Source organism: Streptomyces paromomycinus, from assembly GCF_003865155.1.
In the GTDB taxonomy this organism is placed as follows: domain Bacteria; phylum Actinomycetota; class Actinomycetes; order Streptomycetales; family Streptomycetaceae; genus Streptomyces; species Streptomyces chrestomyceticus.
The window spans coordinates 9,616,977-9,640,838 of the sequence record NZ_BHZD01000001.1 but is presented as its reverse complement, the minus strand read 5'-3'; the positions used below and the strand labels follow the sequence as shown (position 1 = coordinate 9,640,838).

Annotated in this window: 26 protein-coding genes and 1 pseudogene; 11 read left to right on the top strand and 16 right to left on the bottom strand. The window is 70.4% G+C overall.

The genetic code is table 11. The features are described 5' to 3' along the window. Positions 1 to 277 precede the first annotated feature (277 nt). The 4 genes from OEIGOIKO_RS40930 to OEIGOIKO_RS40915 form a co-directional block, all read right to left on the bottom strand. Positions 278 to 1,447, bottom strand: a complete 1,170-nt coding sequence (locus OEIGOIKO_RS40930) for a 4-hydroxybenzoate 3-monooxygenase (RefSeq protein WP_125058316.1) — start codon at positions 1,445 to 1,447, stop codon at positions 278 to 280. A gap of 220 nt (positions 1,448 to 1,667) precedes the next feature. After that, a complete protein-coding gene (locus OEIGOIKO_RS40925) occupies positions 1,668 to 2,459 on the bottom strand; it encodes an AraC family transcriptional regulator (RefSeq protein WP_125058315.1) in 792 nt (263 codons plus the stop codon). A 166-nt stretch (positions 2,460 to 2,625) separates the two neighbouring features. After that, a complete protein-coding gene (locus OEIGOIKO_RS40920; RefSeq protein WP_125058314.1) occupies positions 2,626 to 3,747 on the bottom strand; it encodes an IS630 family transposase in 1,122 nt (373 codons plus the stop codon). A 307-nt stretch (positions 3,748 to 4,054) separates the two neighbouring features. After that, positions 4,055 to 5,230 (bottom strand): IS4 family transposase, encoded by a 1,176-nt coding sequence (locus tag OEIGOIKO_RS40915; protein ID WP_246177715.1) that lies wholly within the window; start codon positions 5,228 to 5,230, stop codon positions 4,055 to 4,057. A gap of 89 nt (positions 5,231 to 5,319) precedes the next feature. On the opposite strand from OEIGOIKO_RS40915, the pseudogene OEIGOIKO_RS40910 reads away from it, so the two are divergent. Beyond that, a pseudogene (locus tag OEIGOIKO_RS40910) lies at positions 5,320 to 6,170 on the top strand (IS5 family transposase). A gap of 16 nt (positions 6,171 to 6,186) precedes the next feature. On the opposite strand, the gene OEIGOIKO_RS40905 reads toward OEIGOIKO_RS40910, so the two are convergent. Continuing rightward, positions 6,187 to 6,420, bottom strand: a complete 234-nt coding sequence (locus OEIGOIKO_RS40905) for a helix-turn-helix domain-containing protein (protein ID WP_125058313.1) — start codon at positions 6,418 to 6,420, stop codon at positions 6,187 to 6,189. After that, the gene (locus OEIGOIKO_RS40900) at positions 6,420 to 7,004 is read right to left on the bottom strand and encodes a DUF2975 domain-containing protein (protein WP_125058312.1); all 585 of its coding nucleotides are present in this window, start codon (positions 7,002 to 7,004) and stop codon (positions 6,420 to 6,422) included. The genes OEIGOIKO_RS40905 and OEIGOIKO_RS40900 overlap by 1 nt, the downstream gene beginning before the upstream one ends. Positions 7,005 to 7,358: 354 nt before the next feature. On the opposite strand from OEIGOIKO_RS40900, the gene OEIGOIKO_RS40895 reads away from it, so the two are divergent. After that, positions 7,359 to 7,826 carry a hypothetical protein gene (locus tag OEIGOIKO_RS40895; protein WP_125058311.1) on the top strand — a complete coding sequence of 156 codons (468 nt, stop codon included), beginning with the start codon at positions 7,359 to 7,361 and terminating at the stop codon, positions 7,824 to 7,826. Between the two features lie 47 nt (positions 7,827 to 7,873). Here the strand turns inward: OEIGOIKO_RS40895 and OEIGOIKO_RS40890 are convergent, their stop codons facing one another. Both OEIGOIKO_RS40890 and OEIGOIKO_RS40885 read right to left on the bottom strand, forming a co-directional pair. Beyond that, a complete protein-coding gene (locus OEIGOIKO_RS40890; RefSeq protein WP_125058310.1) occupies positions 7,874 to 8,377 on the bottom strand; it encodes a hypothetical protein in 504 nt (167 codons plus the stop codon). Then, the gene (locus OEIGOIKO_RS40885; RefSeq protein ID WP_125058309.1) at positions 8,374 to 9,117 is read right to left on the bottom strand and encodes an alpha/beta fold hydrolase; all 744 of its coding nucleotides are present in this window, start codon (positions 9,115 to 9,117) and stop codon (positions 8,374 to 8,376) included. Before OEIGOIKO_RS40885 ends, OEIGOIKO_RS40890 begins: the two co-directional genes overlap by 4 nt. A 184-nt stretch (positions 9,118 to 9,301) precedes the next feature. On the opposite strand from OEIGOIKO_RS40885, the gene OEIGOIKO_RS40880 reads away from it, so the two are divergent. After that, on the top strand, positions 9,302 to 9,805 hold the full coding sequence (locus OEIGOIKO_RS40880; protein WP_307721258.1) for a GNAT family N-acetyltransferase: 504 nt from the start codon (positions 9,302 to 9,304) through the stop codon (positions 9,803 to 9,805). A gap of 76 nt (positions 9,806 to 9,881) precedes the next feature. After that, a complete protein-coding gene (locus OEIGOIKO_RS44055; RefSeq protein ID WP_174857348.1) occupies positions 9,882 to 10,325 on the top strand; it encodes an alpha/beta fold hydrolase in 444 nt (147 codons plus the stop codon). Here the strand turns inward: OEIGOIKO_RS44055 and OEIGOIKO_RS40870 are convergent. The 3 genes from OEIGOIKO_RS40870 to OEIGOIKO_RS40865 form a co-directional block, all read right to left on the bottom strand. Beyond that, entirely contained in the window at positions 10,285 to 11,193 is a 909-nt protein-coding gene (locus tag OEIGOIKO_RS40870) for a methyltransferase domain-containing protein (protein ID WP_125058306.1), read from the bottom strand. The genes OEIGOIKO_RS44055 and OEIGOIKO_RS40870 overlap by 41 nt on opposite strands. Beyond that, a complete protein-coding gene (locus OEIGOIKO_RS43710; protein WP_281288428.1) occupies positions 11,168 to 11,293 on the bottom strand; it encodes a hypothetical protein in 126 nt (41 codons plus the stop codon). Before OEIGOIKO_RS43710 ends, OEIGOIKO_RS40870 begins: the two co-directional genes overlap by 26 nt. Before the next feature lie 172 nt (positions 11,294 to 11,465). Further along, complete coding sequence (locus tag OEIGOIKO_RS40865) at positions 11,466 to 12,026, bottom strand: TetR/AcrR family transcriptional regulator (protein ID WP_125058305.1); 561 nt, start codon at positions 12,024 to 12,026, stop codon at positions 11,466 to 11,468. 249 nt (positions 12,027 to 12,275) lie between these two features. On the opposite strand from OEIGOIKO_RS40865, the gene OEIGOIKO_RS40860 reads away from it, so the two are divergent. Then, positions 12,276 to 13,658, top strand: a complete 1,383-nt coding sequence (locus OEIGOIKO_RS40860) for an MDR family MFS transporter (protein ID WP_246177925.1) — start codon at positions 12,276 to 12,278, stop codon at positions 13,656 to 13,658. Positions 13,659 to 13,722: 64 nt separating this feature from the next. On the opposite strand, the gene OEIGOIKO_RS40855 is transcribed toward OEIGOIKO_RS40860, so the two are convergent. The 4 genes from OEIGOIKO_RS40855 to OEIGOIKO_RS40840 are packed head-to-tail and all read right to left on the bottom strand — an operon-like array spanning position 13,723 to position 16,818. Continuing rightward, the gene (locus OEIGOIKO_RS40855; RefSeq protein WP_246177924.1) at positions 13,723 to 14,442 is read right to left on the bottom strand and encodes a glycosyltransferase family 2 protein; all 720 of its coding nucleotides are present in this window, start codon (positions 14,440 to 14,442) and stop codon (positions 13,723 to 13,725) included. Then, positions 14,439 to 15,068: a class I SAM-dependent methyltransferase gene (locus tag OEIGOIKO_RS40850; RefSeq protein ID WP_125058303.1), complete on the bottom strand. Its 630-nt coding sequence runs from the start codon at positions 15,066 to 15,068 to the stop codon at positions 14,439 to 14,441. The genes OEIGOIKO_RS40855 and OEIGOIKO_RS40850 overlap by 4 nt, the downstream gene beginning before the upstream one ends. Beyond that, positions 15,065 to 15,868: a PIG-L deacetylase family protein gene (locus OEIGOIKO_RS40845; RefSeq protein ID WP_125058302.1), complete on the bottom strand. Its 804-nt coding sequence runs from the start codon at positions 15,866 to 15,868 to the stop codon at positions 15,065 to 15,067. The genes OEIGOIKO_RS40850 and OEIGOIKO_RS40845 overlap by 4 nt, the downstream gene beginning before the upstream one ends. Next, positions 15,865 to 16,818: an acyl-CoA dehydrogenase family protein gene (locus tag OEIGOIKO_RS40840; RefSeq protein WP_125059619.1), complete on the bottom strand. Its 954-nt coding sequence runs from the start codon at positions 16,816 to 16,818 to the stop codon at positions 15,865 to 15,867. Before OEIGOIKO_RS40840 ends, OEIGOIKO_RS40845 begins: the two co-directional genes overlap by 4 nt. A gap of 424 nt (positions 16,819 to 17,242) precedes the next feature. Between OEIGOIKO_RS40840 and OEIGOIKO_RS40835 the strand changes: the two genes are divergently transcribed. The 6 genes from OEIGOIKO_RS40835 to OEIGOIKO_RS40810 all read left to right on the top strand — a co-directional run bounded on the left by OEIGOIKO_RS40835 (position 17,243) and on the right by OEIGOIKO_RS40810 (position 23,562). Next, positions 17,243 to 17,734: a hypothetical protein gene (locus OEIGOIKO_RS40835; protein WP_125058301.1), complete on the top strand. Its 492-nt coding sequence runs from the start codon at positions 17,243 to 17,245 to the stop codon at positions 17,732 to 17,734. 76 nt (positions 17,735 to 17,810) lie between these two features. Beyond that, complete coding sequence (locus tag OEIGOIKO_RS40830; RefSeq protein ID WP_125058300.1) at positions 17,811 to 18,722, top strand: hypothetical protein; 912 nt, start codon at positions 17,811 to 17,813, stop codon at positions 18,720 to 18,722. 74 nt (positions 18,723 to 18,796) lie between these two features. Further along, positions 18,797 to 19,741: a TIGR03619 family F420-dependent LLM class oxidoreductase gene (locus OEIGOIKO_RS40825; RefSeq protein ID WP_246177923.1), complete on the top strand. Its 945-nt coding sequence runs from the start codon at positions 18,797 to 18,799 to the stop codon at positions 19,739 to 19,741. A 164-nt stretch (positions 19,742 to 19,905) separates the two neighbouring features. After that, entirely contained in the window at positions 19,906 to 21,606 is a 1,701-nt protein-coding gene (locus tag OEIGOIKO_RS40820; RefSeq protein WP_125058299.1) for an amidohydrolase, read from the top strand. Next, the gene (locus OEIGOIKO_RS40815) at positions 21,593 to 22,006 is read left to right on the top strand and encodes a hypothetical protein (RefSeq protein ID WP_125058298.1); all 414 of its coding nucleotides are present in this window, start codon (positions 21,593 to 21,595) and stop codon (positions 22,004 to 22,006) included. Before OEIGOIKO_RS40820 ends, OEIGOIKO_RS40815 begins: the two co-directional genes overlap by 14 nt. 32 nt (positions 22,007 to 22,038) lie before the next feature. Continuing rightward, positions 22,039 to 23,562 carry a sodium:solute symporter family protein gene (locus OEIGOIKO_RS40810; protein WP_125058297.1) on the top strand — a complete coding sequence of 508 codons (1,524 nt, stop codon included), beginning with the start codon at positions 22,039 to 22,041 and terminating at the stop codon, positions 23,560 to 23,562. Positions 23,563 to 23,568: 6 nt separating this feature from the next. On the opposite strand, the gene OEIGOIKO_RS40805 is transcribed toward OEIGOIKO_RS40810, so the two are convergent. After that, on the bottom strand, positions 23,569 to 23,757 hold the full coding sequence (locus tag OEIGOIKO_RS40805) for a hypothetical protein (protein ID WP_125058296.1): 189 nt from the start codon (positions 23,755 to 23,757) through the stop codon (positions 23,569 to 23,571). Positions 23,758 to 23,862 lie beyond the last annotated feature (105 nt).

The following is a 23,862-nucleotide window of genomic DNA, read 5'->3' as shown; positions in this document are numbered from 1 at the left end:
TGTGATTGAGGCGTTTCAGTAGGCCGGTCCTTGCGCTGCGCCGGGGCTCGCGCGCCAGACAGCTCGTGGCTCGTGGCGCGCGCCCGTGTGCCTGTATGCCTGGCCGCCTGGCCGCCTGGCCGCCTGGCCGCCTGGCCGCCTGGACCAGCTTCACGCAGGACCAGGCGGCCAGGCAGGCCACAGTCAAGGCTGTCCAGCCCCGTAGCCAGGTCGGCCTGCTGTGACCTGACGGACGCAGGGCCGGCCGCCGGCCTCAGCGAATCAGCCTGCCGCCGGATTACACGGACACACGATCCGTCGCCACTGGCTCCATCAGGGCTTCCAGATTCTTCCGCGCTGTCTGCTTGCGGAACTCCCCTGCATGCGAGGCATCCCCGGCGTCGTGCATCGTCTCGGTCAACCAGACCGCGGACGCCTGCCGCCCCCAAGTGTGGTTCAGACAAGTGTCGGAGTAGCTGTCCAGCAGACGGGAATCGTGCTCCTGGACCTGCTGGATCAGCGCGCGGGCGAGCACCTCGGCGTCGTGGAGGGCGATACTCATCCCTTGGGCGCTCATCGGGCAAATGAGGTGCGCAGCGTCCCCGAGGAGATGGAGCTTGCCGTGACTCATGGGGCTGAACACCACCCCGCGGAGCGGCACTGTCTGCTTGCTCGTGATGGTCCCCTTGGGTGCCACGGGTGCACCGAAACGAGCTTCCAATTCCTTCCAGATCCGCTCGTCGGGCCATTGTTCGACGGTGTCGGTGAGCGGGCACTGCAGGTAGAGACGGCTTGTGTCCGCGCCGCGGGTGAATCGCGCGGCGAAACCACGGGAGTGCACGGCCATCACAGCCGGGGGGTCGGCCGGCATTTCCGCCATGACGGACAGCCATGCGTAACCGAACTCATGGGTGGAGCAGGTGAGGACGTCGGCAGGTACGGCCGTCCTGCTGACGCCGCGGTAGCCGTCGCTGCCGGCGATGAAGTCGCAGTTGACGGCCTGCTTCACGCCGTCGGCGTCCCGGTAGCGGACGAGAGGGTGCTCGGTGTCGATGTCGTGCAGTGAAACGTCTTCGGCCTCGAAGCGCAGGTCGCCGCCGTCGCGGAGGAAAACCTTGATGAGGTTTCGCACGAGGGTCCGCTGGGGGCAGAACACTCCGTGGACACCGTCCACGGCGTCGGCCCTCTTCCACTGCCGCCTTTCTCCGTCGATCAGCAGCGGCATGCCTGCGCCGGAGGCACCGTGGCTCGGGCCTTCCAGGACCTCACCCAGCCCCCATTCGTGCAACCTGCTTACTCCGTAGGCGTCGAGAGAACCGGCCCTGTGCCGCTGCTCCACGTATGCACGGCTGTGCTTTTCCAGGACGACGCAATCGATACCCTTGCGCAGGAGGAAATTGCCGAGTGCCAGTCCGGCGACTCCGCCTCCCACGATGACGACGGCTGTGTCCTTACCCGTTTCGGTCATGTGTTTTTGAACTCCTTGCAGAATGCGGGGCCGAACACGCCAGAGCGTGAACGACCGTGCCGCCCGGACGACGGTGCGGCGCGCCTGCCTCCACACTGGACCCGGCAGGTGATGTCGCCCACCGGCGAATGCGCTCGGGATACCGGAAAGCCGCCAACCTGTGTCATACGCTCCTGCGGGAGCCCGGCTGCTGCCTGTCCGGCGCGCTGGGCGCCGTCACCTACCGCCGGTTACGCAGAAGGTCCGCCTGATAGCTGCCCGGCGTCTGCCCGACGATCTCGGTGAACGCCTCGATGAGGCTGGTGGGGTTCGACCACCCGCACGCCATCGCGGTGTCGGTGACCGACATGCCGTTGGTGAGGTGGGCCAGGGCGTGGTGGATGCGCAGCGTGGTGCGCCACCGGTGGAAGCTCATGCCGAGTTCGGTGTGGAACAGACGGCTCAGCGTGCGTTCGCCGGCACCCGCGACACGCCCCAGCTCCGCCAGGGTCGTGAACTGGGCAGGGTCGGCGTGCAGGAGGTCGGTGACGGCCCGGAGCCGGTCGTCGCTGGACTCGGGGAGGTGCAGTGACTGCTCGGGGGTGTCGGAGAGTTCGTCGATGACCACGGCGAGCAGCCGCTGGTGAGCGCCGGGGCGGGGCTCGGGCCGGTCGCCGGTCAGCACCAGCACGGCCTCACGCAGCAGGGGGCTGACGGCGAACACGCTGGGGTGTTCCACGAGTTGGCCGCACAGGTCGACCGGGATGTTCAACAGGCGCACGTCGGTGCGTCCGTAGAAGCGGTGCGAGTGGGCGAAGCCGGGCGGCGTCCACGTCATACGGTTGGCCGGGGCGACCCAGGTGCCGCGTTCGGTCGTGGTGGCGAGCGTGCCCGCGGCGGCGTACACGAGTTGTCCCTGGACGTGGGAGTGGGAAACCATGTGGGAGCCGTGCGGCAGCCATCCGGCGCCACTGGGACTGGTCTGCGGCTGCGGTTTCGAAGGCTCCGGTAACGGATGGCGGCTCGGTGGCATCAGGCGAAATCCTACCGATGGCCCGCCGGCTGGTTCGCTGGCGGACAGGACGGTGGCGGCCCGTATGGGCGCCGACGGCGTGCAGACGTCCGCGCCGGAGGAGTGCGGTAGCCGCCCGACAGGGGCCGGCTAGTGCTGTGACCGGGAAGGTTTGCCGGGTTGGTGGTCAGGTCGCGGCAGGCGATGGTCTGCCGCCCCAGCGGACGCCTTTTTCGCTGCGGGTGCGGGCGCGTTCGCGTCGTTGGGCGGCGAGGATGTCGGGGTGACGGGTGTGCTGGTTGCGCCAGCGCAGGTAGGCGTGCAGGGCTCTGGTCTGGACGGTGTGGTTTGGATGGTCGGAGTTGGCGAGGGTGAACTGCCGCAGGGGCCCGAAGTGGGCCTCGATGGGGTTGGCCCACGACGCATAGGTCGGGGTGAAGCACAGCTCGACGTTCTTGCGGGCTGCCCACCTGCGGATGCGCCAGTTCAGGTGGGCGGAGAGGTTGTCGAGGATCACGTAGACCGGGGCGCCGTCGGGGCGGGCCGCGCGGATCGACCGCAGGGCGGCCCAGGTGTGGTCGATGCCTTTGCGCTTGCGGTTGACGCCCCACAGTTTGTCGTCGCCGACCGAGTAGCAGCCGTGGAAGTAGGTGATGCCGTGGGTGCGGCGGAACGTGGCCGGCAGCCGCTCGGGCCTGCCGCGTCCGGCCCAGCAGGAGCCGGCAGTGGGGCGGATGCCCAGCGGCCCGAACTCGTCGAACGCGAACGTGCGGTCCGCGCGCTCATTGAGCGCGTACTCGATGTGTTCCAGCTTGGCGTCGAATGTCGGGTCCGGGGACTCCTTCCAGGTCTTGGTGCGCTGGAAGGAGATCCCCCGGCGGGCCAGCAGGCAGCGCAGTGTCTCCCGGCCGATCCGGACGGGCCTGGCGGCGTCGCGGCGCAGGTGATCGGCGAGTTTGCGGACCGACCAGCGGGTGAAGGGCTTGCCCAGCACAGTGGGGCGGGTGGCGGCCGTCCGGACGACGAAGTCCTCGTCGTCACCGCTCAGCAGGCGGGGACGGCCTCCCGTCCACTGAGGGTCCAGGCATGCGAGCCCGATCTCGTTGAAGCGGTGGATCACGTCACGGACGGTGTCCTCGTCCGCCTGGACCAGGTGCGCGATCACTGGGACCGTGCTGCCGCCGGCCGAGGCCAGGAGCATCATCGCCCGCCGAAATCGCACAGAGTTCGTGCTGCCCCGCCGAACGACGTGCTGGAGCTTCTGTCCTTCCTGCTCAGTCAGCCTGCGGACCTTGACCGGTAAAGCCATACCCGCCTCCCATGCCAGTCGGCGTCCTCACACCCGACTAGCACAACCGACAACCCGGCAAACCTTCCCGGTCACAGCACTAGGCGCAATGCCGTTGCGTTATCGGTGCAGGATTCATGGTGCGCGGATGACGATGGCTTCGGCGGGGTTGCTGGCGGGCTGGGGCCAGGTGCGGTGTTCGGCTCGCTTGAGTCGATAGTTGGACATCTTGCGTTTGACGACACGGGGCTGGCTGCGGATTCGTCGGGGTGGCAGCAATCGGGCAAGAAGGTCGTCCCGGAGCCGTGCGAGGGCGGCGACAAGCAGTTCAGGGGGAAAAGACGCCCGGCGTGGTGGTGACGCTGCGCCGGGCGGCCCGCAGGGTGTCGGTGAAGGAGATACGGTCGGGATCGATGCCGCGGGCGGCGGCAGTTCTGGTCATCAGTTCCCGCAGCGCATGGTGGACCAGCAGATGGGCCCAGATCTGCTGGCGTACTCCGTCGGGGGTCCTGCTCGCCAGCACCACCCCGGCACCGCGCTGGTGAGTCTTGATCTCACCGAGGACGGACTCGATCTCCCAGCGTTCCCGGTAGAGTCCCGCCAGCTCGCGAGCCGGATACCGCCCGGCGTCCAGCAGGTCGGTGACCAGCCGGTATCCGTCCGGATCGGCGCCAGGCACCCCCTGGAGCCGGTAGGCGATCACCCGCACTCGCACGGGATGGTTCTTCTTGCCGTCGGTCTGTGCATGGATCGCGGAGAGCCAGGAGCCGTCCGGCAGGTGCTGCTGCACCGGCAGCACCCGGTTGGCCGGCACCCGCCACAGCAGATGGCAGCCGGTGGCGGTGAACGCCTGCCATAAGGGCACACCGAGGAACTCCCGGTCGGCCAGGACCAGCTGGCCCGGCCCGCACGAGCGGACCAGGCGGGCGGCCAAGGTGACCTCGCCGGTGCGGCAGCCGGCCACCTCCGCGTCCAGGACCGCATGGGTGCCGACCTCGACCAGAGCGGCCATCCTCACCTGCGGGAACGCGGCCTTGTTGCCGGGACGGGTGTTGCCCGGACGGCCGAACTCCTGCTCGTTGGCCGGTGTGTCGGCCGCATCCCAGCAGGTCCCGTCCACCGCGAGCAGCCGCAGCCCGCGCCAGAAGGCCCCGGGCACCCCCTGCCCGGCCAGCGGCCGGGCGGTGGCGGCGAACAGCACCCGCAACGGCTCCGGCCCCAACCGGTCCCGCGCCCGAAACAGTGACGACTTCGCCGGCAGACGCCAGTCGCCCCACAGCCCCGCCCCGCGCAGCCCTTCCACCAGATGCCGCAGCACCTCCAGATACGAGGCCGGCGAGAACAACGCCAGACCGAGCATGAAGTACACCGTCAGCCGGGCCGGCAACAACCGCCTGCGCTGTTCGGACCGTCCGCACGCCGCGACCACCCGGTCCACCAGACCCGGCGGATACAACCAGGTCAACACCCCAAGACCCGTCAGCTCGGGCACACTCTCGGCCACCGGCACCACCCCCGACACCGTGCCAGCACAGTACGCCTACCGATAACGCAACGGCATTGGCACTAGGCGGTGTCTTCAAATGATCTTGCGTGGTGGATCATGGTTGGTTGATACGTCGTCATGAGCTGTCGGATGCCGAGTGGGAGTTTGTCCGGCCGCTGCTGCCCGAGTCGGTGTGGGGCAGGAAGCGGCTGGACGACCGCACCGTGCTCAACGGGATCGTGTGGAAGTTCCGTACCGGTACGGCCTGGCGGGACGTGCCCGAACGGTACGGCCCCTGGCACACGTTGCACACCCGGTTTCGCCGGTGGGCCTTGGACGGCACGTTCGAGCGGATGCTCCGAGCCGCCCAGGCCAGGGCGGACGCGGCCGGCGACATCGACTGGCTCGTGTCGGTCGACTCCACCGTGGTCCGTGCCCACCAGCATGCCGCCGGGGCCCGAAAAGGGGGCTCCGCAGCCCCGGACTCGGCCGGTCGCGAGGCGGCCTGACCAGCAAGATCCACCTGGCCTGCGATGCTCTGGGGCGCCCGCTGGCCTTCACCGTCACCGGCGGGAACACCAACGACTGCACCCAGTTCACCGCCGTGATGGACGCGATACGGGTGCCCCGATCCGGCCCGGGACGGCCCCGCGTCCGGCCCGACCGTGTCATCGGCAACAAGGGATACAGCTCCAAAGCGATCCGGACCTGGCTCAGACGGCGCGGAGTCGGCCACACCATCCCGGAAAGATCCGACCAGGTCCGCAACCGGCTCCGGCGGGGCAGTCGCGGCGGGCGCCCGCCGGCCTTCGACCAGCAGCTCTACAAGCGGCGCAACGTGGTCGAACGCTGCTTCAACCGTTTGAAGCAGTGGCGCGGCATCGCCACCCGCTACGAGAAGACCGCCGAGTCCTACCAGGCAGCCGTCACCCTCGCATCGCTCCTGATGTGGACGTGACATTTGAAGACAACTCCTAGGCCGGCTCGGCAGGGTCGTGGGTGATCAGGTCTCCCGGCTGGCACTGGAGGACATCGCAGATCCGCGACAGGGTGGAGAAGCGGATGGCCCTGGCCCGGCCGTTCTTGAGCACGGACAAGTTGACGACGGTGATGCCCACCTGCGCGGACAGCTCCGTGAGCGTCATGCCGCGCTCGACGAGGAGTCGGTCGAGGTGGATCCGGATCCCGTGGAGCTCCTCTTCGGGCATCAGATGGTCCCTTCGAGATCCTTTCGCATGTGCACGCCCTGACGCATGATCTTACCCATGATCACCGCGGCGAGGCCCGCGAGGACGAGCACCGAGGGCCCGGTGACCGTCGGGCCGGAACCCACGGTCGGCGCCATGCTTCCGACGAGCCAGGACTGCGACCAACCGGCGACGAGACCGGCCAGCAACGTACCCCCGGTGACGAACCAGCCGAGGACGGAGAGCTGTCGCGACACCGCGTCGGTGAACGGCCCTTGCCGCAGGACGGCCTTCAGCAGCCGGGAGAAGAGCAGCAGCGCGAGGGACCCGAACAGAAGCCAGGGCAGTTCACCGCCGAGGTCCGCGGCGCGCTGTCCCACCGAGGGACTGCCCTGACAGAGGCGCGTGGCGCTGCCGGACGCTTTCACGCCCTCACTGATCGGCAGGCTGTCCGACAGTGCGGCGTTACGCCAGAAGTCCGTCTGCACGCAGACGTCTCCGTCATCGAGCATGTGCGTGACCCCCGTACCGATGAAGGCGAGCCCGCAGAGCACCGCCAGTGCAAAGGTCACCGAGGCCAGGGCCCTCGTGAGTCGCGTGTCCATCGCAGCCTCCCCTATCGTTTTTCGATACCCCCAGATTAGAGCAGCATATCGATAATCGACAAGTCCGCGGTCTTCGAGGAGGTCACCCCTCGGTGGGCCGAAGGTCGGCCGGGGGGGGTGGCTGGGGAGGATGGGGGACGCCGGGGGCCGGCCGGGGTGACTGGAGGTGACAGCAGGATGGCTGGTGGAGGATGACTGGGGCCGGCTGGAATACGGGACGCTCAGTCAGGCTGTGCTCCGGCGGCGAGCTACCGTGCCTGATCGCCGGCAAGTTCAGGCGGGGGCGAGACCGGAACGCGCCCTCGATACCATCACGTGACGCTGTTGCACTGTGCCTGACCAGGAAAGAGAGTCATGAGCGACGACGTTCTGTCGATCATTCCGGTGGATCCGTGGTGGCAGCCGGAAGGCGATGCGGTTGAGCGCGTCGTCCAGCTCGTGAAGAAGCTGGTCCCCGGGACAGACCACGGTGCGGACATGGAGATCGACGTGTGGTGGCACGACACGATGGCCCTCGTCGACTGCGGAACCAACCTGGAGACGATCAGCTGCCCCTGGTGCCGGGCCGCCATCGATACGGAGTGGTGGAGTGACGCCCTCACGGACCGCTACGACGACGGCTTCACCACGCTCACGGTCGACGTTCCGTGCTGCGAGGAAACAACCAGCCTGAACGCACTGGATTACGACTGGCCCCTCGGATTCGCCCGCTTCCAGATCGCTGTCCGGAACCCCGGACGCGCCTCTTTCAGCGAGGGTGAGCTGACGGAACTGGCGGACGGCCTGGGGCAACCCCTCAAACAGATCTGGGCTCATGTCTGAGCCTGAGCACTGGGCAGTTCGCGGATGCGGTCATATTCCCGCAAGCGTCAGCGCTCGTCCTCCGGATCGTTTCTGGAAGCCCGCCGCCCCCGCGTCATGGCCAGGACGCTGCCGGCAACGGCGATCACGGCAATGGCCAGGGCGATGCTGAATCCGCCCTCCGTGTCCCAGTACACGTCTTCCAGGCTGATCAGCAGTGCCGCCTCGTCGACGACGAGAGCCAGGCCCACCCCGTAGGCCAGGCCCATCCAGGCACGTGCCCGCGCCGTACGATCGGCCAGGCTCGCCGCGCCCACCACCGCGAGCAGCAGGATTCCCCATACGTAGTGATGGATGTGCACCCCGCCCGCCTGCATGTCGCCGACCCCGGCCACATCGATGTGGATGAGCCAGGTGAGCAGACGCATTCCGCCGAAGGTGAGGGCAAATCCCCACCAGGCGAGGACGAAGCCCCGGCGCTTCGGGGAGATGCCGGGCAGCAGACGCAGCCAGGGCGAGGGGCGCTTCGGGTGCCCGGACGGTGCGTGGCCGGACGTCTTCGGGGACTTCATCCGGTCTCTCCCGCCGTGAACTTTTCGATCAGTGTGGCCATGGCGTCCGGCGCGCTGTAGTGGGCCGCGTGGGCCGCGCCCGGGATGTCCTCCGCGCGGCCGTCGGCGACCAGACCTGCCACGCGCCGGGTCCAGGTGCCGGAAGCGATGGTGTCACCCGCTCCTCGTACGACGAGCGTGGGCGCGCGGACCTGGGACAGGTTCACCTCGAATGACTCGCCCGCGTCCCGCAGCGAGCGGTGGAAGGAGGCGGCGCAGCGCAGGGGCCCGGTCACCAGATAGTCGAACGCCGCCAGCCAGAGCAGGCCGAGAGGCTCTTTGGGGGCGTCCGCGACCAGCCGTCCGAACTGGCGCCAGCCGGAGACCCGCGGTTCGAGCGCCGGCCCCACCAGCACCAGGCGGCTCACCAGGTGGGGATGTCGGGCGGCCAGGGCCGCGACCACCTGGCAGCCGACCGAATTCGCCACGATCAGACTCGGGCCCAAGGACAGCCGTCGGTGCAGGCCCGCCAAAGCATCGGCAAGTTGCTCGACATCGGGCGCGCGGCGGGCGGCGGCCCGCGAACGCGCGTTGCCCGGCAGGTCAGGCACCACTACCGTCGCCCCGTTCGCGGCCAGTCGACGCGCGAGCGGCACGAAGTACCGTCCCGAGAGTCCGAGTCCATGCACGAGCACCGTGGCTGGACGGTCCTCGTGAGGCGGCGGGCCGTATCTGCGGGCAAAGAATCCGATGTCGCTCATGTGCTGCACGTGCCCACGATCGCCTCCCGCACAACACCCGGCCAGTTCGGCACGCAGGCTGGGTGACCTGCGGTGCTGCGGCCGGATCCGCGATGAGGTCACTACGGGGCGTACCGGTGTCCGGGCTCCGCCGACCGCCAGACCCGTGAGACCTATGAGACCTATGAGACCCATGCTCAAACGCGTGATCGAGACTGAGCGGCTGCGCCTACGGCCCCTTCATGTGTCCGACGCCGACGCCTTCGTGGCGCTCCACGCCGATCCGCGGGTCAACCGCTTCGTCGGGGCCTACTCGCACCGGCAAGCGGTGGAACGCCTCACCGCGGTCGAGCGGCAGTGGGCCGAGCGAGGCCATGGCCTGTGCGCCGTCGAACTCAGGTCGAGCGGCGACTTCATCGGCCGAAGCGGTCTGCAGTACTGGGAGCAGTTCGACGAAGTGGAGCTGGGGTGGACCCTTCGAGCGGAACACTGGGGGCACGGGTATGCCACCGAGGCCGCTCAGGCATGCCTGGAGTGGGGGTTCGCCACGCTGGACGACGCCTACTTCACGGCTCTCCTGCGTCCGGGCGACGAGGCGTCGGTGAGAGTGGCCGAGCGCCTGGGATTCTCGCCGCGCCGAGAGGACTTGCTGCACGGCGCCGCGGTCACGGTGTACGCCGTGGACCGCCCAGCCGCCTTTCGAAGGTGACGAAGAAAGCCACCATGCCCACCCCCGGACCACCCCATGATCCTCATCCCCGGCGCGCGGCACGGCGCGAGCGCATCTGCTGACCCCGGACGTCGACCTGAACACGCACATCACCGACGTTCTGCGGATGATCGAGGCGGCGGAGCTGACCGGTGTGACGCTGGTCGGGCACAGTTACGGTGGCATGGTCGCGGCCGGTGTCACCGCCCGGCTGCGGCACCCTGCCGTGCGTCGACTGATCTATCTGGACAGCCCGGTACCGGTCCGCAGCGAGGACGTGGCCTGGGTGCCGCGTCGGTCGAGCCCGCACCCGTACGCCACGGTCACTACGCCACTGCACCTGCCGGGCGGCTGGAACGATCGCGTCGAACGCTGGACGAGGTGTGCACCACCGAGGAAGTCATCGCGTGACGAGGTGACAGCGGCGGCCGGCCGGCACCGTATGCGGACGAGCACATCGATGCTGCCGCGCGCCGCGGTCAGGGCGTGCGGATGCGCTGTCCGCCGGGCCCGGCGGTGACGTGATAGTCGCTCCACAAGGGCCAGCCCAGTTCGCTGTACGGCCGGCGCTCGCGCTGGCCGCGCACCTTCATGAAGTCCAGGCCCCCCACCATCCGGCCGGTGGCGTTGCCCTGTCCGTCGCACACCAGGCGGCACAGACCGTCGCAGTTGAACGGGGTGTCCACCGGCGTGACGATCACACCTCCCGGCCGGACCTGGCGCAGCCATGCCTGGGGGATTTCGCGGACGGCGGCGGTGGACAGGATGCCGTCGAAGGGCGCTGCTTGTCCGTAGCCCAGTTCCCCGTCGCCGGTGACGACCGTCGGTGTCAAGCCGAGCTGGGCCAGCTTGCTCTCGGCCCGGTCGGCGAGGGCCGCGTCGATGTCAACGGTGACGAGGGCTGCGGCGCCGACGCGATGGGCGAGCAGGGCGGCGTTGTAGCCGCTGCCCGTCCCGATTTCCAGGATGCGCTCGCCGGGACGGGGGTCGAGGTGGTGCAGCATGCCGACAACGGCGGCGGGACAGGAGATGGAACTGGTGAAATCGCCGCAGTCGGTGGGGCCGTCCTCGGGCCGGATCTCACCCAGGGCGATCTGGGTGATGAGCGGGGCGAGCGGCCGGTAGATCCGCTTGAGCCAGGCGTGGGGCCGCTCGGCGCGGTCCAGCACCGGGAAGCGGCCCTCTCGTCGGGCAGTGGACCAGTAACGGTCCGGAACGAAGTGTTCGCGCGGGGTGTCGAGGAAGGCCTGCCGCAGCCACGGGCGTCCCTCGAAGTAGCCCGGCCCGTAGGTGTCGATCGTCGCTGCGCACCGCCGGCGCAGCTCGGCCGCGTCCAGGTGCCGAGGGGGGCTCCCCGGGCCCTCAGGAGCGGCCTTCGTCGTCGTCATCGGCGTCCTCGTCCTCACCCTGCGGCGCCGGGTTCCCCGGGTCACCCGGGCTTGAGAACGGGCCGCCGACCTGGCCGTCGGCCTCCTGTCGGTGTCCCATGGGCGTTCCTTTCCCGCTGTCGATACGGTCCACGACGAGTGTCCCCACCCCACTTCTTGATCACTAGGTCCCGTTGCATTTGTCCAGGTTCGGCTCACTCCTCAGGGTCAATCTCTTGGCGCCGACCGGAACCGCCGGTGCCGGCCGGAACCGGCGGCGAGAGGTGCCGCGGTCAGCGCACGAGGGGAAGGAAGACCGTGTCGACGATCTCTTCGAGCACGTGGTCGGGCACGGGGGCGAAGGTCGTGAGGATCTCGTGGCGCAGCAGGTCGAAGGGGAGGGACTTGATGCGTCCGGTGAGGCGTTCGGCCCGGATCTCGCCGCGGTCCACAGCCCGGTCGAAGAGCACGTCGGCAGCCTTCTCACGTCCTGTGGTGAAGAGGTCGCCGGGACTGGTGCCGGTCTCCTGGTAGTAGCCGGCCAGGTGCACGCTCATGACGGTGATGTGCTGGACGCGGGTGGCGTTGATGGTGCGCATGAGGGTGAGGACGTCCTCGCGCAGGCTTCCCGTGTCGGGCGTGTCGACCCGCCACTGCTCCAGGACGTGGGTGATGGCAGCCCGGACGAGTTCGTCGCGGTCGGACCAGCGGCGGTAGAGCACGGGCGGGCTGGTTCCGGCGCGCTGGACGACGGCGTCCATGGTGAACCTGGCGTAGCCGTTGGTGGTGAGCTCTTCCCAGGCCGCATCGAGGAGCGCCTTCTCCAGTGCCGCGCCGCGGCGCCTCTCGGGCATCCGAACCTCCGATAGATAGACTTGCCTATCTTAAATCCGCGCCCTACTCTGGCGAGCGCAAGATACGAGTCTATATCTTAAGGCGGCTTTTCCATGAGCGCTTCCCATAGGGCCAGGGCCACAGGCGGGACCCGTTCCGGTGCCGGTACCGGGGCCAGGACCACGACTGAGACTGCGGCCGGGACCGGCACCGCAACGGGGGCCGGAGCCAGACCCGCGCCGCCGGACCCCGACCGCGTCGACCCCGCCGTGTGGCGACTGGCCTTCACCGTCATCGTCGGCGCCCTCGCCGTCGTCTTCGACACCACCATCGTCACCGTCGCCCTCAACGACCTCGCCACGGAACTGGACGCTGCGCTGTCCACGATCCAGTGGGTGAGCACCGGCTTTCTGCTGGCCGTGTTCGTCACCATCCCGCTCGCCGGGTGGGCCCAGTCCCGGCTCGGCGGCAAACGCCTGTGGATCGCGGCACTGGGCACGTTCCTGCTCGGCTCGGTGCTGTGCGCGCTGGCCTGGGACGCGACCAGCCTCATCGCCTTCCGCGTCGTCCAGGGCATCGGCGGCGGCATCATGATGCCGCTCATGGCCACGCTGGTCGTCCAGGCCGCCAAGGGCCGCAACATCGGCAAGGTCATGGCCACCGTCACCCTGCCCACCGCACTCGGCCCCATCCTCGGTCCGGTCCTGGGCGGGGTCATCCTGAGCCTGGCCGACTGGCGCTGGATCTTCTTCGTCAACATCCCCTTCTGTCTCGTCGGCGGCCTGCTCGCCTGGCGCAACCTGCCCGACGACCGCCCCTCCCCCGGCCGTCCCCGCCCCCGCCTGGACATCGTCGGCCTGCTCCTGCTCTCCCCCGGTGTCGCCGCCGTCATCTACGGGCTGTCCCGGGTCGAGGGCAGCGCGGGCTTCGTCAGCGCCGAGGTGCTCGTGCCGTTGACCGGCGGGCTCGCCCTGGTCGGCGGCTTCGCCGCCTGGGCGCTGTCGCGCACCGGCGCGCTGGTCGACCTGCGGCTCTTCCGTCACCGCCCGCTGGCCTCCGCCGCCTCGTTGAGTTTCCTGGGCGGTGTCACGCTGTACGGGGCGATGCTGCTGCTGCCGCTGTACTGGCAGCAGGTCCGCGGCGAGGACGCGCTCGGCGCCGGGCTCCTGCTCATCCCGCAGGGCGTCGGCGCCTTCGTCGCGCGTACGCGGGCCGGCCACTACACCGACCGCATCGGCCCCCGCTGGGTCGCCTTCGCCGGGTTCGCCCTCGCCACCGTGGCCACCGTGCCGTTCGCCTTCGCCGGAGCCGGCACCAGCAAGGTGCTGCTCATGGCCGCGTTGCTCGTACGCGGTATCGGCATGGGCGCCGCCATGGTTCCGCTCAACGGCGCCGCCTACATCGGACTGGGCCACCGGCAGATCCCGGACGCCAGCATCATCGCCCGGGTCGCCCAGCAGCTCGGCGGCTCGGTCGGCACCGCCGTACTCGCCGTCGTCCTCCAGCACACCGTCGGCGACGCCCGTATCCCGGGCACCCTGGCCGACGGCTTCGGCAACGCCTTCTGGTGGGCGGTCGCCTTCAGCGTCGTCGCCGTACCGCTCTGCCTGCTCCTGCCCGGCCGGCCCGAGCCGCAGGCGCCGGCCAGGTGACCGAGCGGCGGTGGAGTCAGGTGGCTGTCGTCAGGTGACTGGGATCAGGTGGCCGGCGTCGGGGTCAGGTTCTGCAGGTAGGTGCCGAAACCGTGGGGGGCTCGGGGGTGGTACGTCCGGAGGTGAGGACCGGGCAGTGGTCGGTCCTGAGGATGCGGGCGCCGGTGCGTTGCAGTGCGGTTGCCAGCGCGTGGTCCTCGCTGTGGGTGAGGGCGGGGAAGCCGTTGGCCCGACGGTAGGCGCGGGCTGCGACGCCCAGGTTGGCGCCGTGTACGTGGGGGTGGTTCCAGGCATGGCTGCGTTCGGGACGCCCGGCGAAGTAGAGAGTGTGGTGATGCTGGGCAGTGGCGGTGTCGAGGGAAGGGTGGGGGGCGACGCGTATGGTGCCCAGTACGCAGTCCCACCCGGCGATGGCCTGCTCGACCTGGTAGGTCAGCCAGGTGGCGGGAACGAGGGTGTCGGCGTCGGTCGTGGCGATCCAGGCCCGGTCCGCGGCGGGCCCCAGCAGATCGAGGCCGTGTGCGACGGCCGCGGCCCGGGCCGCGCCGACGTTGCGCCGGGCGAGCTGAACGACGTGGGCGCCGTGGTGACGGGCGAGAGCGGCGGTGCTGTCGAAACAGGCATCGGCGGCGACGACGGTGACCACTGGCAGGTCGCGGGCGAGCAGCCGGGGGTGGTGACTGGCGGTGTGCAGGGCGCGGAGGGTGGCGGGCAGGGTCGCTGCTTCGTTGTGGGCCGGGACGGCGACCACGAGAGCGGTGGGAGACAGGGGCGGCTGGTTCACACCAGCCCCTCGGCTGCCGCAGGAGTGGGCGTGGCGCTGCCGTCGGGCAGGCGTCGGGTGAAGGTCTGCAGTACGAAGTCGGTGTCGTCCAGCCGGGTGACGGGGGAGAGTTCCGGCACGGCGGTGAGCAGCGGGGCGAGCTGGGCTCCGGTACGCAGGTGGTCCTCGACCGGGTGGTTCCAGTGCACGGTGACGAGGGTGGCGCCGGGCTGAAGGCTGTCGACGGTCCGCTTGAGGACGGTGTGCAGGGTGACGTCGTCGAAGTAGTAGAGCAGTTCCGAGAGGACGATGAGGTCGAAGGTCCCTTCGGGCCACTGGGCCGGGATCGCCAAGGGGCGCACCTGGACGTTCGCCTGGTCACGGTTGCGGGTGGCGGCGGCACGGACGGCAGCCGGTACCCGGTCGGTGGCCAGTACTTCGTCGCACCGTTCGGCCAGGAGCCGGGTCAGGACGCCGACGGAGCAGCCCGGCTCGAAGGCCCGGCGGTAGCGGCGGCGGGGCAGCGCGGCGACGGTCAGGGCGTACTTGCGCTGTTCGTACCACCGGTCCGCCAGGTGCCAGGGGTCGGCGGAGTGGGCGTACATGCCGGTGAAGTAGGCCGGCGGGGTTGCCTGGCTGGTGCTCATATGAAGACCGTCTCGAAGGGGCGGGTGTGGTGGGCGAGTTCGGCGGGAGGGAGGATCACGGTGTCGGGGGCAGGGCCGGGGTCGGCGTTGGTCTCGGTGCCTGTGCCGGCGCCGGTGCCGGCGTCGAGGCTGAACGGGGTGATCTGGCTGGTGAAGTGGTGGATCGCTGCCTGTTTGCGGGCCTGTGCCCAAGAGGGCAGGGGCAGACGGCGGGCGGTGGACCAGGGCACACGCGGGTCGCCGGGTGAGGCCCAGTGCCACATCCATATCGGGTAGTGCCAGCAGGGTGTGCCGGTCTGCCGGGCGGCAGCGGCCGCGGCGCGTCCGGCTGCCTCGTGGTCGGCGTGCAGATCGCCGGTGAACGGTGCGACGCACAGCCCGGCTCCGGTCTGCCGCAGCACGGTGGCGAGCTGTCGTGTCAGCTGTCTCTCATGGGCGCCGACGTCCGTGTCGGGGATGTGCAGCCGGTACGTACGGTAGGCGCGCGGGACGAGGGCGCCGAGGGCGCGTTCGAGTTCGGCGGCGCGCAGTGCGGCGATCCGGCCCGCGGGAAGGTGCGGGTGCGAGCCTTCTCCGTCGGTGACGGTGACGAGGTGGACCGCGCCGGTGAGCTGCGTCATCGTGCCGCCGAAGCCGAGAACCTCGTCGTCGGGGTGGGCTGCCACCACCACGACGGGCCCGGACGGCGGCGGTACGGCGGGCAGCCGCGCCAGGCCGTCCCAGGCGGTCCAGTGCTCCTCGGGGGTGCCGGGGGCCGCGATGGCCGCGGCGGCCGTCTCGCGGTCGAAGGTCTCGGTCATCGCCGCGCCTCGGCTTCCTGCGCCACGAGGGCGCCGAGCTCGGCGAGGTTGCGGTCGGCGTGATGCTGGCGGATGTAGACCGTCAGGTCGGCGACGTTACGGGCGTGGCGCGGGTCGTGGCACAGGGGCCCCGCGCCGGTCGCCCGTCCGACCCGGTCGAGGACGTCGCGGCATGCCTGTTCGGCGACCGCCCTGACACGCAGGCTGCGCAGCCGGGCGGCGCCGGAGGTGTCCGACGGGTCGGCGTCGATGGCCTGCGCCGCCTGCTCCAACACGCTGTGCGCGCCGTGCAGTGCCATGTCCACCGCGCCCAGGTGCGCGGCGGTCAGCGGATCCGGCGTACCGGCGGATGCCTGGAGGGTGTCGGCGACGGCCCGCGCACCGCCGAGCCAGCAGGCGGCGACCCCGATGCCGCCGTGCTGGAAGCCCGGCCGGTCCAGATAGGCCCCCACGGCACCCACGGGCCGGCCCGGCACCGCCGTGAAGCGCACGTCGGGCGTGTCGCTGCCGGCCATACCGATGGCCTGCCAGGTGCCCTCCAGCGGCGCGTAACCGGGGTGGCCGGTGCGTACGGCGAACAGCCGGCGTCCGTGCGGAGTGTCGGCGGTGACCAGGGCGTGGGTGCACGAGTGTGCGCCGGAGCAGTATGCCTTGTGCCCGTCCAGAAGCCACTGGTCGCCCTCCTGACGGGCGAGAAGGCCGGTGTTCGGTGGCTGCGCGGCCCACACGCCCCAGTACTCCCCCGGTCCGGGCGGGGCGGAGCCCAGTTCCCGGAGGATGGCCGTGGCGTCGGCGTGGCCCTCGGCCAGGCGGGCCAGCGACAGGTCGGTGCGGCCGAGCGCGTACAGGGCGGCGAAGCGGTCCGGGGTCCGTCCCGCTCCCGGCAGCGGCAGGTCGTGGGCTTCGGTGTCCACCCAGGTACGGAACCGGGCGGCCACCGACCGCCGCATTTCCTCGGCGTCCGGGACCAGTCCGGTCACCTCTCCCGCAGTTCCCGCACTTTCCACTGTTCCCACAGTCACTTCTTGTCTGACCTTTCGCGCAGCTTCACCGGTTCGGCTGTCGCCTTCCGGGAACGGTCACGGCCTGCAACTTCGTGCCGGGCCGGTGCGATCCCGAATACCCCGTGCGGGGTCTCTTATACGGTGCTGTCGCTCGGGTCACTTCTGTGCCGGTGGAGAGCCGGGGCCGGGCCGGTGAAGGGCTGGGGGTATGACGCCGCGCCGCACTTCACACGTACGGCGCAAGGTGGGGGCGCTCGCACGAGGGCCGGGTGGCCCGAGGGCTTATGATCACGGACGACTGTGACAACCGAAAATCCAGTCGGGCCGTGCTTCGGATGTGACACGGCCCGGCCACAAGGGGGAACTTCACATGCGTATCCGTACAGGGGTGGCGTCCGCCGCCCTGGCCGGTCTGCTCGCCGTCGGCACGGCGGTCCCGGCGCAGGCCGACAGCGCCGGCACCGCGCAGGACCGCAGCACCTACAGCAGCGAGTCCGCCCGCGCCGCCACCGGGATCGGCGCCTTCCAGACCCTGGGCGACCGGGTCCACTACTCGCACACGGTGCGGGGCAACATCAACGCGCACGGCTGGTGGAAGCTGCTGCGCGGGCCGCGGGCGAAGGCCAAGGTCACGGTCTGGCTCCAGGTCAAGAGCGGGTCGGGCTGGAAGACGCTGAAGAAGAACGACAAGACCGTCTGGCCCGGTGGCGGGAGCAACAAGCGCACGGCGGCGGCGTGGAAGTGCACGAACCTGATACAGAAGCACACCTTCCGCAGCATCATCGACGTCGATCTCGTCGGGTATCCGGACGACGCCTACAAGAAGATCACCGACCCGCAGACGCTGTACTGCGGCACGTGATCGCACGCTGATCCGACAGCGGCGCCGGAGGGTACCCTCCGGCGCCGCTTGTTCTTTTTGTTCGTTTGGAGCGCATGTGCTGTCCCCCACCGTGATTGTCGGCCTGCACGGATTCCTCACGCCCTTCCCGTGGTTCGACCGGGTGGTCGAGCGGGATGACGAAGGCGCCGGCGGCGCCGAGGACGCCGAAGGCTCTGTCGAGGAGGACGTGCTCGGCTCTGTGGTCGACCGGGCCGGCGCGTACGGCTGGCAGACCGTGAGCAGCTGGCTGACCGAGGACGGAAGGACCACGGCCGCACACGAGCCCACCGCGTGGGCGCACGAGGAGGTCGGCGGTGACTGGACGCAGGACGGAAGAATCCATCAGCTGGGCTGGTTGCAGGCCGGGGTGCTCACGGACTCGCCGCGTCCCGGGCTCCCCCTCCGGCCGATCGTCCTGGTGCTGACCGAGGCGCTCACTCGCGTGGGCGCGATGACCTTCACCGGTGTGCATGCCGTGCTGCCGCTCGCGGCGGTCGAGCGGAACACGGCTTTCCAGCAGGCCGAGTTGGCGCCGTGGTTCGGCCTGGCGGACCCGGACGCCCGGCACGAGGTGGTGGTCACCGTCTCCTGCCGTACCGGCACGGGCGGGGCGGGCCACGGCGGCTTGGGCATGGGTGATGCCGAGGCCGTGTGTGAGGCGGTACGGGAGATGGCGCAGGAGACCGTGGGCTTTTCCGTGTCCGTGGACTCCCCCGGCTCCGGGGGCCGGAACCGAGGTGCTCTTTTGGAACGGCCGGGGCTGGACCTCGATCTCGACGCCGGGGTGCACACCGTGGGGATGCGTGAGGTGCTGCGCTGGGACTGCCGTACGCGCGAGTGGTCGCCGGACATCGCGGTGTGGCTGGTGGAGATGGTGGTGGAAGGGCTGCGCCGGTCGGGGCGGTCGGTGCCGGTGGCCGTGACGGCTTCGCTGGCGACTCCGGTGTCGCCTGGGTACGGGTCTTGAGGCCGGCGACGGACCGGGCTTAACGTTTGGGGTCAAACAATACTCCGCGCACGTGCACACGGCCGGGAGCCCGGATGACCAAGCCCCACCCCCGTATGACGCTCGTCCTGACCGAGAACTGGGCCATGACCGGCGGCCGGTGCGACCTCGCCGCCCTGGTGCGCTGGGCCCGCGAGGCGGAAGACGCCGGATTCGACTCCGTCATGCTCAGCGAGCACATCGTGCTCGGCCCGGACGCCGGAGCCGACGGCCCGATGCCCAACCCGCGCGAGTACGCCGCACCGGGGAACCAGGCCCCGGACACCCCGTGGCCCAGCTCGATCGTCCTGCTGTCCGCCATGGCAGCCGTCACCGAGCGGATCCGGCTCGCCGCCGCGGCCGTACTGGCGCCGCTGCGTCACCCACTCCTCCTGGCCAAGGAACTGGCCACGCTCGACCTCCTGAGCGAGGGCCGGCTCGTCGTCCTGCCGACGGTGAGCTGGAGCGCGGACGAATACGCCGCGCTCCAGGTCCCGTTCACGCGACGCGGCAGGCTGCTCGACGAGCACCTGGCTGCCTGGCGGCTGCTCTGGCAGCCCGGCCCCGCCACCTTCGAGGGCGAGCACTACCGCTTCCGCGACGCCTGGCTGGAGCCGAAACCGTACCGGGCGGGCGGCCCGGAGCTGTGGTTCGGCGGCTCGACACTGCACAGTGCGGTGCTGCGGCGCCTGGTGACGTACGGCCACGGCTTCAACCCGTTGGGGCGCCCCATGCCTGGCGAGCTGGAGAAGCTGCGCGCGGCGATGGCGGAGGCCGGGCGCGACATGTCCGCGCTGGAGATGGTCGGCGGGACCCGCGCCGTCTTCCCCGACAGGACGTCGGTGGCGGACCTCGGCCGGGCACTGGAGGCCGTACCGGAGCAGATGGAGGAGGGCTTCACGACCTTCTGCATCAAGCCGTCACAGTTCACGGACGATCCGGCGGGGGTCGGGGGCTTCTGCCGCGAGGTGATGCGGCGGGTGGAACGGCTCACCCGGTGAAGCGGTGGGGGTACGGCGAGAACCCCGACCCGTGACGCGGTGACGCCGGGCCGACCGCACCCTCTGCGAGCCGGTCCCGGTAATTGCTGCAGCCCTCTTGCGCCGGGGACAGCTCACGGGCATAAGTTTGGGCCCAAACGACACTGGACGAAAAGGGGTCTCCCATGCCCGGACCCGCAGACCTCGTGCTGGTCAACGGCACCGTGCTGACCGTCGACGCCGCGTTCCGCAACGTGCAGGCCGTCGCCGTGCGCGACGGTCTGATCGCCGCGACCGGAAGTACCGCCGAGATCCGTGCGCTCGTCGGCCCCGGTACCGAGGTCATCGACCTCGAAGGGCGCACCGCGCTCCCCGGGATCAACGACTCCCATCTGCACGCCGCCGCCTTCGGCGCCACCCGGCCGCCGCTCGCGCTCGACGTCGCCCGGCCCGCCGTCTCGTCCATCGCCGGCGTACGCGAGGCCGTGCGCCGTAAGGCCGGTGAACTACCGCCGGGTGACTGGATCTTCGGCAACGGGTGGGACACCGGCTACCTCAAGGAGTGTCTGGCCGAGCCGGGCCGTGCCCCACGGCGTCAGGACCTGGACGAGGTGTCGCCGGAACACCCCGTGCTGCTGTACGAGTTCTCCGGGCACACCTCCTGGCTCAACTCCCGTGCCCTGGAGGCCGCGGGCATCACCGCCACCACACCGGTTCCGCCCGGCGGTGTCATCGAGACCGACGCCGACGGCAACCCGACCGGCATCCTCCGTGAGGGCGCGCAGGACCTGGTGAACGCCGTGGTCCCGCTGATGGACGACGCCGCGCGCGAGGCCGCCGTGCGCTCCGCGATCGCGGTCTGCCACGCCGAGGGCATCACCAGCTTCACCGAGCCGGGGCTCGGCCCGGGCGGCACCTCGCTCTTCCTGGGGGTCGCGGACACCGAGACGCTCAACGTGTACGCGCGTCTGGAGTCGGCCGGTGAGCTGCGGGCGCGGGTCAGTGTGCTGCTGCTCCCCCTGGAGATGGGCGGCGCGGCACGGCACCTGCCCGACCGGCTGGTCCAGCTGGAAGGGGTGTGCGCGGCGGCCGACCCGCGGCGGCTGCGCGTACTCGGCGTGAAGCTGTTCGCGGACGGCATTCCGCCGAGCCGTACGGCCTGGATGCACGAGGAGTACGAGGGCGGCGGGCACGGCAGTCTCTGTCTGCACGGCCACAGCGACGCCCAGCGGGTCGAGGAGCTGAACACGATCGTGCGGTACGCGCACGCCGCGGGCCACCAGCTCGGCGTGCACATCACCGGGGACCACGGCATCGACGCGGTCGTCGAGGCATTCGAGGCGGCGCAGGCCCAGACCCCCCGCCCGGACGCACGCCACTACGTCATCCACGGCGACTTCGCCTCGGCCCGCTCGCTCGCCACGCTCGCGCGGCACGGCTGGGGCATCAACATGAACCCCGGGGTCAAGGACGCCACCGCGGACGCGATGGACGCGATCGTGGGGCCCGAACGGTCCGCCTACCAGTGGCCCGTACGCAGCGCCGTGGCGGCCGGCATCCCGGTCACCGCCAGCTCGGACGCGCCCATCACCTACCCCGACTGGCGCCGGGGCGTGGCCTCGATGATGCTGCGGGAGGCGACGGCGAGCGGGCGGCAGAGCGGCCCCGAGCAGTGCGTCGACCTGGAGACCGCGGTCCGCGCGTACACCTCGAACGCCGCGTGGCAGGACTTCGCGGAGAGCTGGAAGGGGACGCTGGAGCCCGGCAAGGTGGCGGACATCTGCGTCGTGGACGGTGATCTCGCGCACGCGGATCCGCACGACATCGCGGCGATGCCGGTGGCGATGACGGTTTTCGACGGGGAGATCGTCCATGACGTCCGGTGACTCCGTGCGACCGGCCGCCCGGTCGGTCCCCCGGTCGGTCCCCCGGTCGGCCCCTGAGCCGGCCGCCCGGTCGACATCCCAGCCAGCCGCCCAGGCGACCGCCCCGCCACCCACCCGGCGGTGCGCCCAGCGGTTCACCGGGGCACTCTCCCGGCGCTTCGCCCGCTGGGCCGTCGCCCTCTCGCCGCGGCGGAAGTGGACGCTGTTCGGCTGCTGGTTCGCGCTCGACGCCGTACTGGCGCTGGCACCGCCGGTGTACTGGGCCGCGGGCGATCCGCGGTTCCAGAGCAGCACCGCAATCCCGCTGTCCGTCTGCTACTTCCTCGCCCTCGGCGCGCACATCTCGGCAGGCGTCGTCACCCTGTACGGCGTCGAGTCGGCCCGCGGCGAGATCGACTGACACCTCCTCGGCACGGAGAGGGGCTCGCCCCAGTGAATGTGTTCCTCGGCTACGGCATGGTGGTGCTCTTCTTCTGCGGAGTGCTCTGCACGCTGTACGTCCACCGCAGGCGCGACGCCGACTTCACCGACTACGCCGTCGGCGGCCGCAGCTTCGGCAGCGGCTATCAGACCATGTCGGTCCTCAACACCTGGTTCCCCGGCTCGGTCTTCATCGCCGACGCGGGCATGGCGGCGGGCAGCGGGGTGATCGGCTTCCATCTGCTGGTCTACGGCCTGTTCGCCTACCTGCTGATGTACCTGATGTCCCGGCGGGTGTGGATGTGGGGCGAGCGGCACGGGCTGCGCACCCAGTCCGACCTGTTCGGACTGCGCTACGGCGGAACGGCGTCGCGCACCGTGCCCGCGCTGATCCAGGTCCTGGTCAACTTCCCGATGACCGTGCTCGGGATGCAGGCCATGGGACTGATCTTCTACTACATCTCCTTCGGCCGGCTCAGCTATTCCCAGTCGGTGCTCGCGGGTGTGCTGGTCCTGGTGGCCCGCCAGTTCTGGACAGTGCGCATGGGCATGCGCGGCGTGGTCGTCACGGACTTCTACCAGGGCATGATCGCGTACGTCTTCGGGTCGGCCCTGCTGGTGGGGCTGATCGTCTACCTGGCCGTGAACGGTCACGGGTTCGCACGGCTGCCCCTGGAGCGGCTGACGCTGCCGGCCGACGGCGACAGCGGCGGCCTCTACCTCTTCGCGCTGACCTTCACCGGGTCGGTGGGAGGCTGGTGCCTGTCGGGGATGTTCGTCCGGCTCTTCACCGCGGACGGGGTACGGAGCGTCAAACGCTCCGCCGTGTTCGTCATGCCGGCCTCGCTCGTCTTCGCCGGGCTGCTGCTGACCGCCGCCCTGCTGTCCGGGACGCTGCCCGGTGTCTCCGACAATCCCGACCGCGCCCTGTTCACCCTGGCCCAGCACATCGGCGGCCCGTGGGTCGTCATCGCGATCGCGCTGTGCGTCCTGGCCGCGCAGATCGGCATGGCCGACGGGGTGCTCCAGTCCGTGGGCACGCTCATCTCCAACGACCTGGTGGCCGTGTACCGGCCGATGAACGACAAGGGGCGGCTGCTGGCGGCGAAGATCTCCATCGCCGTCTACACGGTGGCCTCCGCGCTGGTCGCCAACCTCGGGCTCAGCAACCTCATCACGCTGTCGATCATGGCGTACCAGGGCGTGGTGCAGCTCGCCGTCCCGCAGTTCCTCGGCCTCTTCTGGAAGCGCGGCAACCGGACCGGCACGGTCGCCGGTACCGTGGCCGGCTTCGTCACCGCCGCCGGGCTCTCCGCGGTCTACCCCACCTTCATCCCCTGGCTGAACGGCCTGACCTCGGGGATCGTGGGCCTGGCCGTCAACCTCGCGGTGTACGTCGCGTGTGCGTACCTGCTCCCGCAGAGTACGGCGGAGAGGCGGCGGGTCGGCGAGCTGTTCGCCGCCACGGCCGTGTCCGGTGCGCGGGTCACGCCCGGCAGGGCCGCGGCCGCGCCGCCCGGACCGACACGGGCGTGACCGGGGTCAGCCCCGGGGCGGCGGCAGCGGATCAGCGTGCCGGACAGGGTATCCGCCCTTGATGACGGGGGCGTACGGGGCCGGTGCCGTGCAGGTGCCCACCTCGGCCTCCGGCGGAGCGGTGGTGCCGCCCGGCAGCAGGTTCACCGTCTCCCACGAGAATCCCGCCACCTTACGGCGGCCGGCGGAACGCAAGGGGATTCTCCTGGTGTCGAAGGGGGAAGTGCGCCGTGCCGGCGCATCATCGTTGCCGGTCGGCGGCCGTCTCCCCCTCCACCTGGAGTCGCCACTGCTGTGCTC

Bases quoted from the DNA above. Each gene is read 5' to 3' on its own strand.
- OEIGOIKO_RS40930 (WP_125058316.1), bottom strand. From the start codon at position 1,447: ATGACCGAAACGGGTAAGGACACAGCCGTCGTCATCGTGGGAGGCGGA.
- OEIGOIKO_RS40925 (WP_125058315.1), bottom strand. From the start codon at position 2,459: ATGCCACCGAGCCGCCATCCGTTACCGGAGCCTTCGAAACCGCAGCCG.
- OEIGOIKO_RS40920 (WP_125058314.1), bottom strand. From the start codon at position 3,747: ATGGCTTTACCGGTCAAGGTCCGCAGGCTGACTGAGCAGGAAGGACAG.
- OEIGOIKO_RS40905 (WP_125058313.1), bottom strand. From the start codon at position 6,420: ATGCCCGAAGAGGAGCTCCACGGGATCCGGATCCACCTCGACCGACTC.
- OEIGOIKO_RS40900 (WP_125058312.1), bottom strand. From the start codon at position 7,004: ATGGACACGCGACTCACGAGGGCCCTGGCCTCGGTGACCTTTGCACTG.
- OEIGOIKO_RS40895 (WP_125058311.1), top strand. From the start codon at position 7,359: ATGAGCGACGACGTTCTGTCGATCATTCCGGTGGATCCGTGGTGGCAG.
- OEIGOIKO_RS40890 (WP_125058310.1), bottom strand. From the start codon at position 8,377: ATGAAGTCCCCGAAGACGTCCGGCCACGCACCGTCCGGGCACCCGAAG.
- OEIGOIKO_RS40885 (WP_125058309.1), bottom strand. From the start codon at position 9,117: ATGAGCGACATCGGATTCTTTGCCCGCAGATACGGCCCGCCGCCTCAC.
- OEIGOIKO_RS40870 (WP_125058306.1), bottom strand. From the start codon at position 11,193: ATGACGACGACGAAGGCCGCTCCTGAGGGCCCGGGGAGCCCCCCTCGG.
- OEIGOIKO_RS43710 (WP_281288428.1), bottom strand. From the start codon at position 11,293: ATGGGACACCGACAGGAGGCCGACGGCCAGGTCGGCGGCCCGTTCTCA.
- OEIGOIKO_RS40865 (WP_125058305.1), bottom strand. From the start codon at position 12,026: ATGCCCGAGAGGCGCCGCGGCGCGGCACTGGAGAAGGCGCTCCTCGAT.
- OEIGOIKO_RS40850 (WP_125058303.1), bottom strand. From the start codon at position 15,068: ATGAGCACCAGCCAGGCAACCCCGCCGGCCTACTTCACCGGCATGTAC.
- OEIGOIKO_RS40845 (WP_125058302.1), bottom strand. From the start codon at position 15,868: ATGACCGAGACCTTCGACCGCGAGACGGCCGCCGCGGCCATCGCGGCC.
- OEIGOIKO_RS40840 (WP_125059619.1), bottom strand. From the start codon at position 16,818: ATGCGGCGGTCGGTGGCCGCCCGGTTCCGTACCTGGGTGGACACCGAA.
- OEIGOIKO_RS40835 (WP_125058301.1), top strand. From the start codon at position 17,243: ATGCGTATCCGTACAGGGGTGGCGTCCGCCGCCCTGGCCGGTCTGCTC.
- OEIGOIKO_RS40825 (WP_246177923.1), top strand. From the start codon at position 18,797: ATGACCAAGCCCCACCCCCGTATGACGCTCGTCCTGACCGAGAACTGG.
- OEIGOIKO_RS40820 (WP_125058299.1), top strand. From the start codon at position 19,906: ATGCCCGGACCCGCAGACCTCGTGCTGGTCAACGGCACCGTGCTGACC.
- OEIGOIKO_RS40815 (WP_125058298.1), top strand. From the start codon at position 21,593: ATGACGTCCGGTGACTCCGTGCGACCGGCCGCCCGGTCGGTCCCCCGG.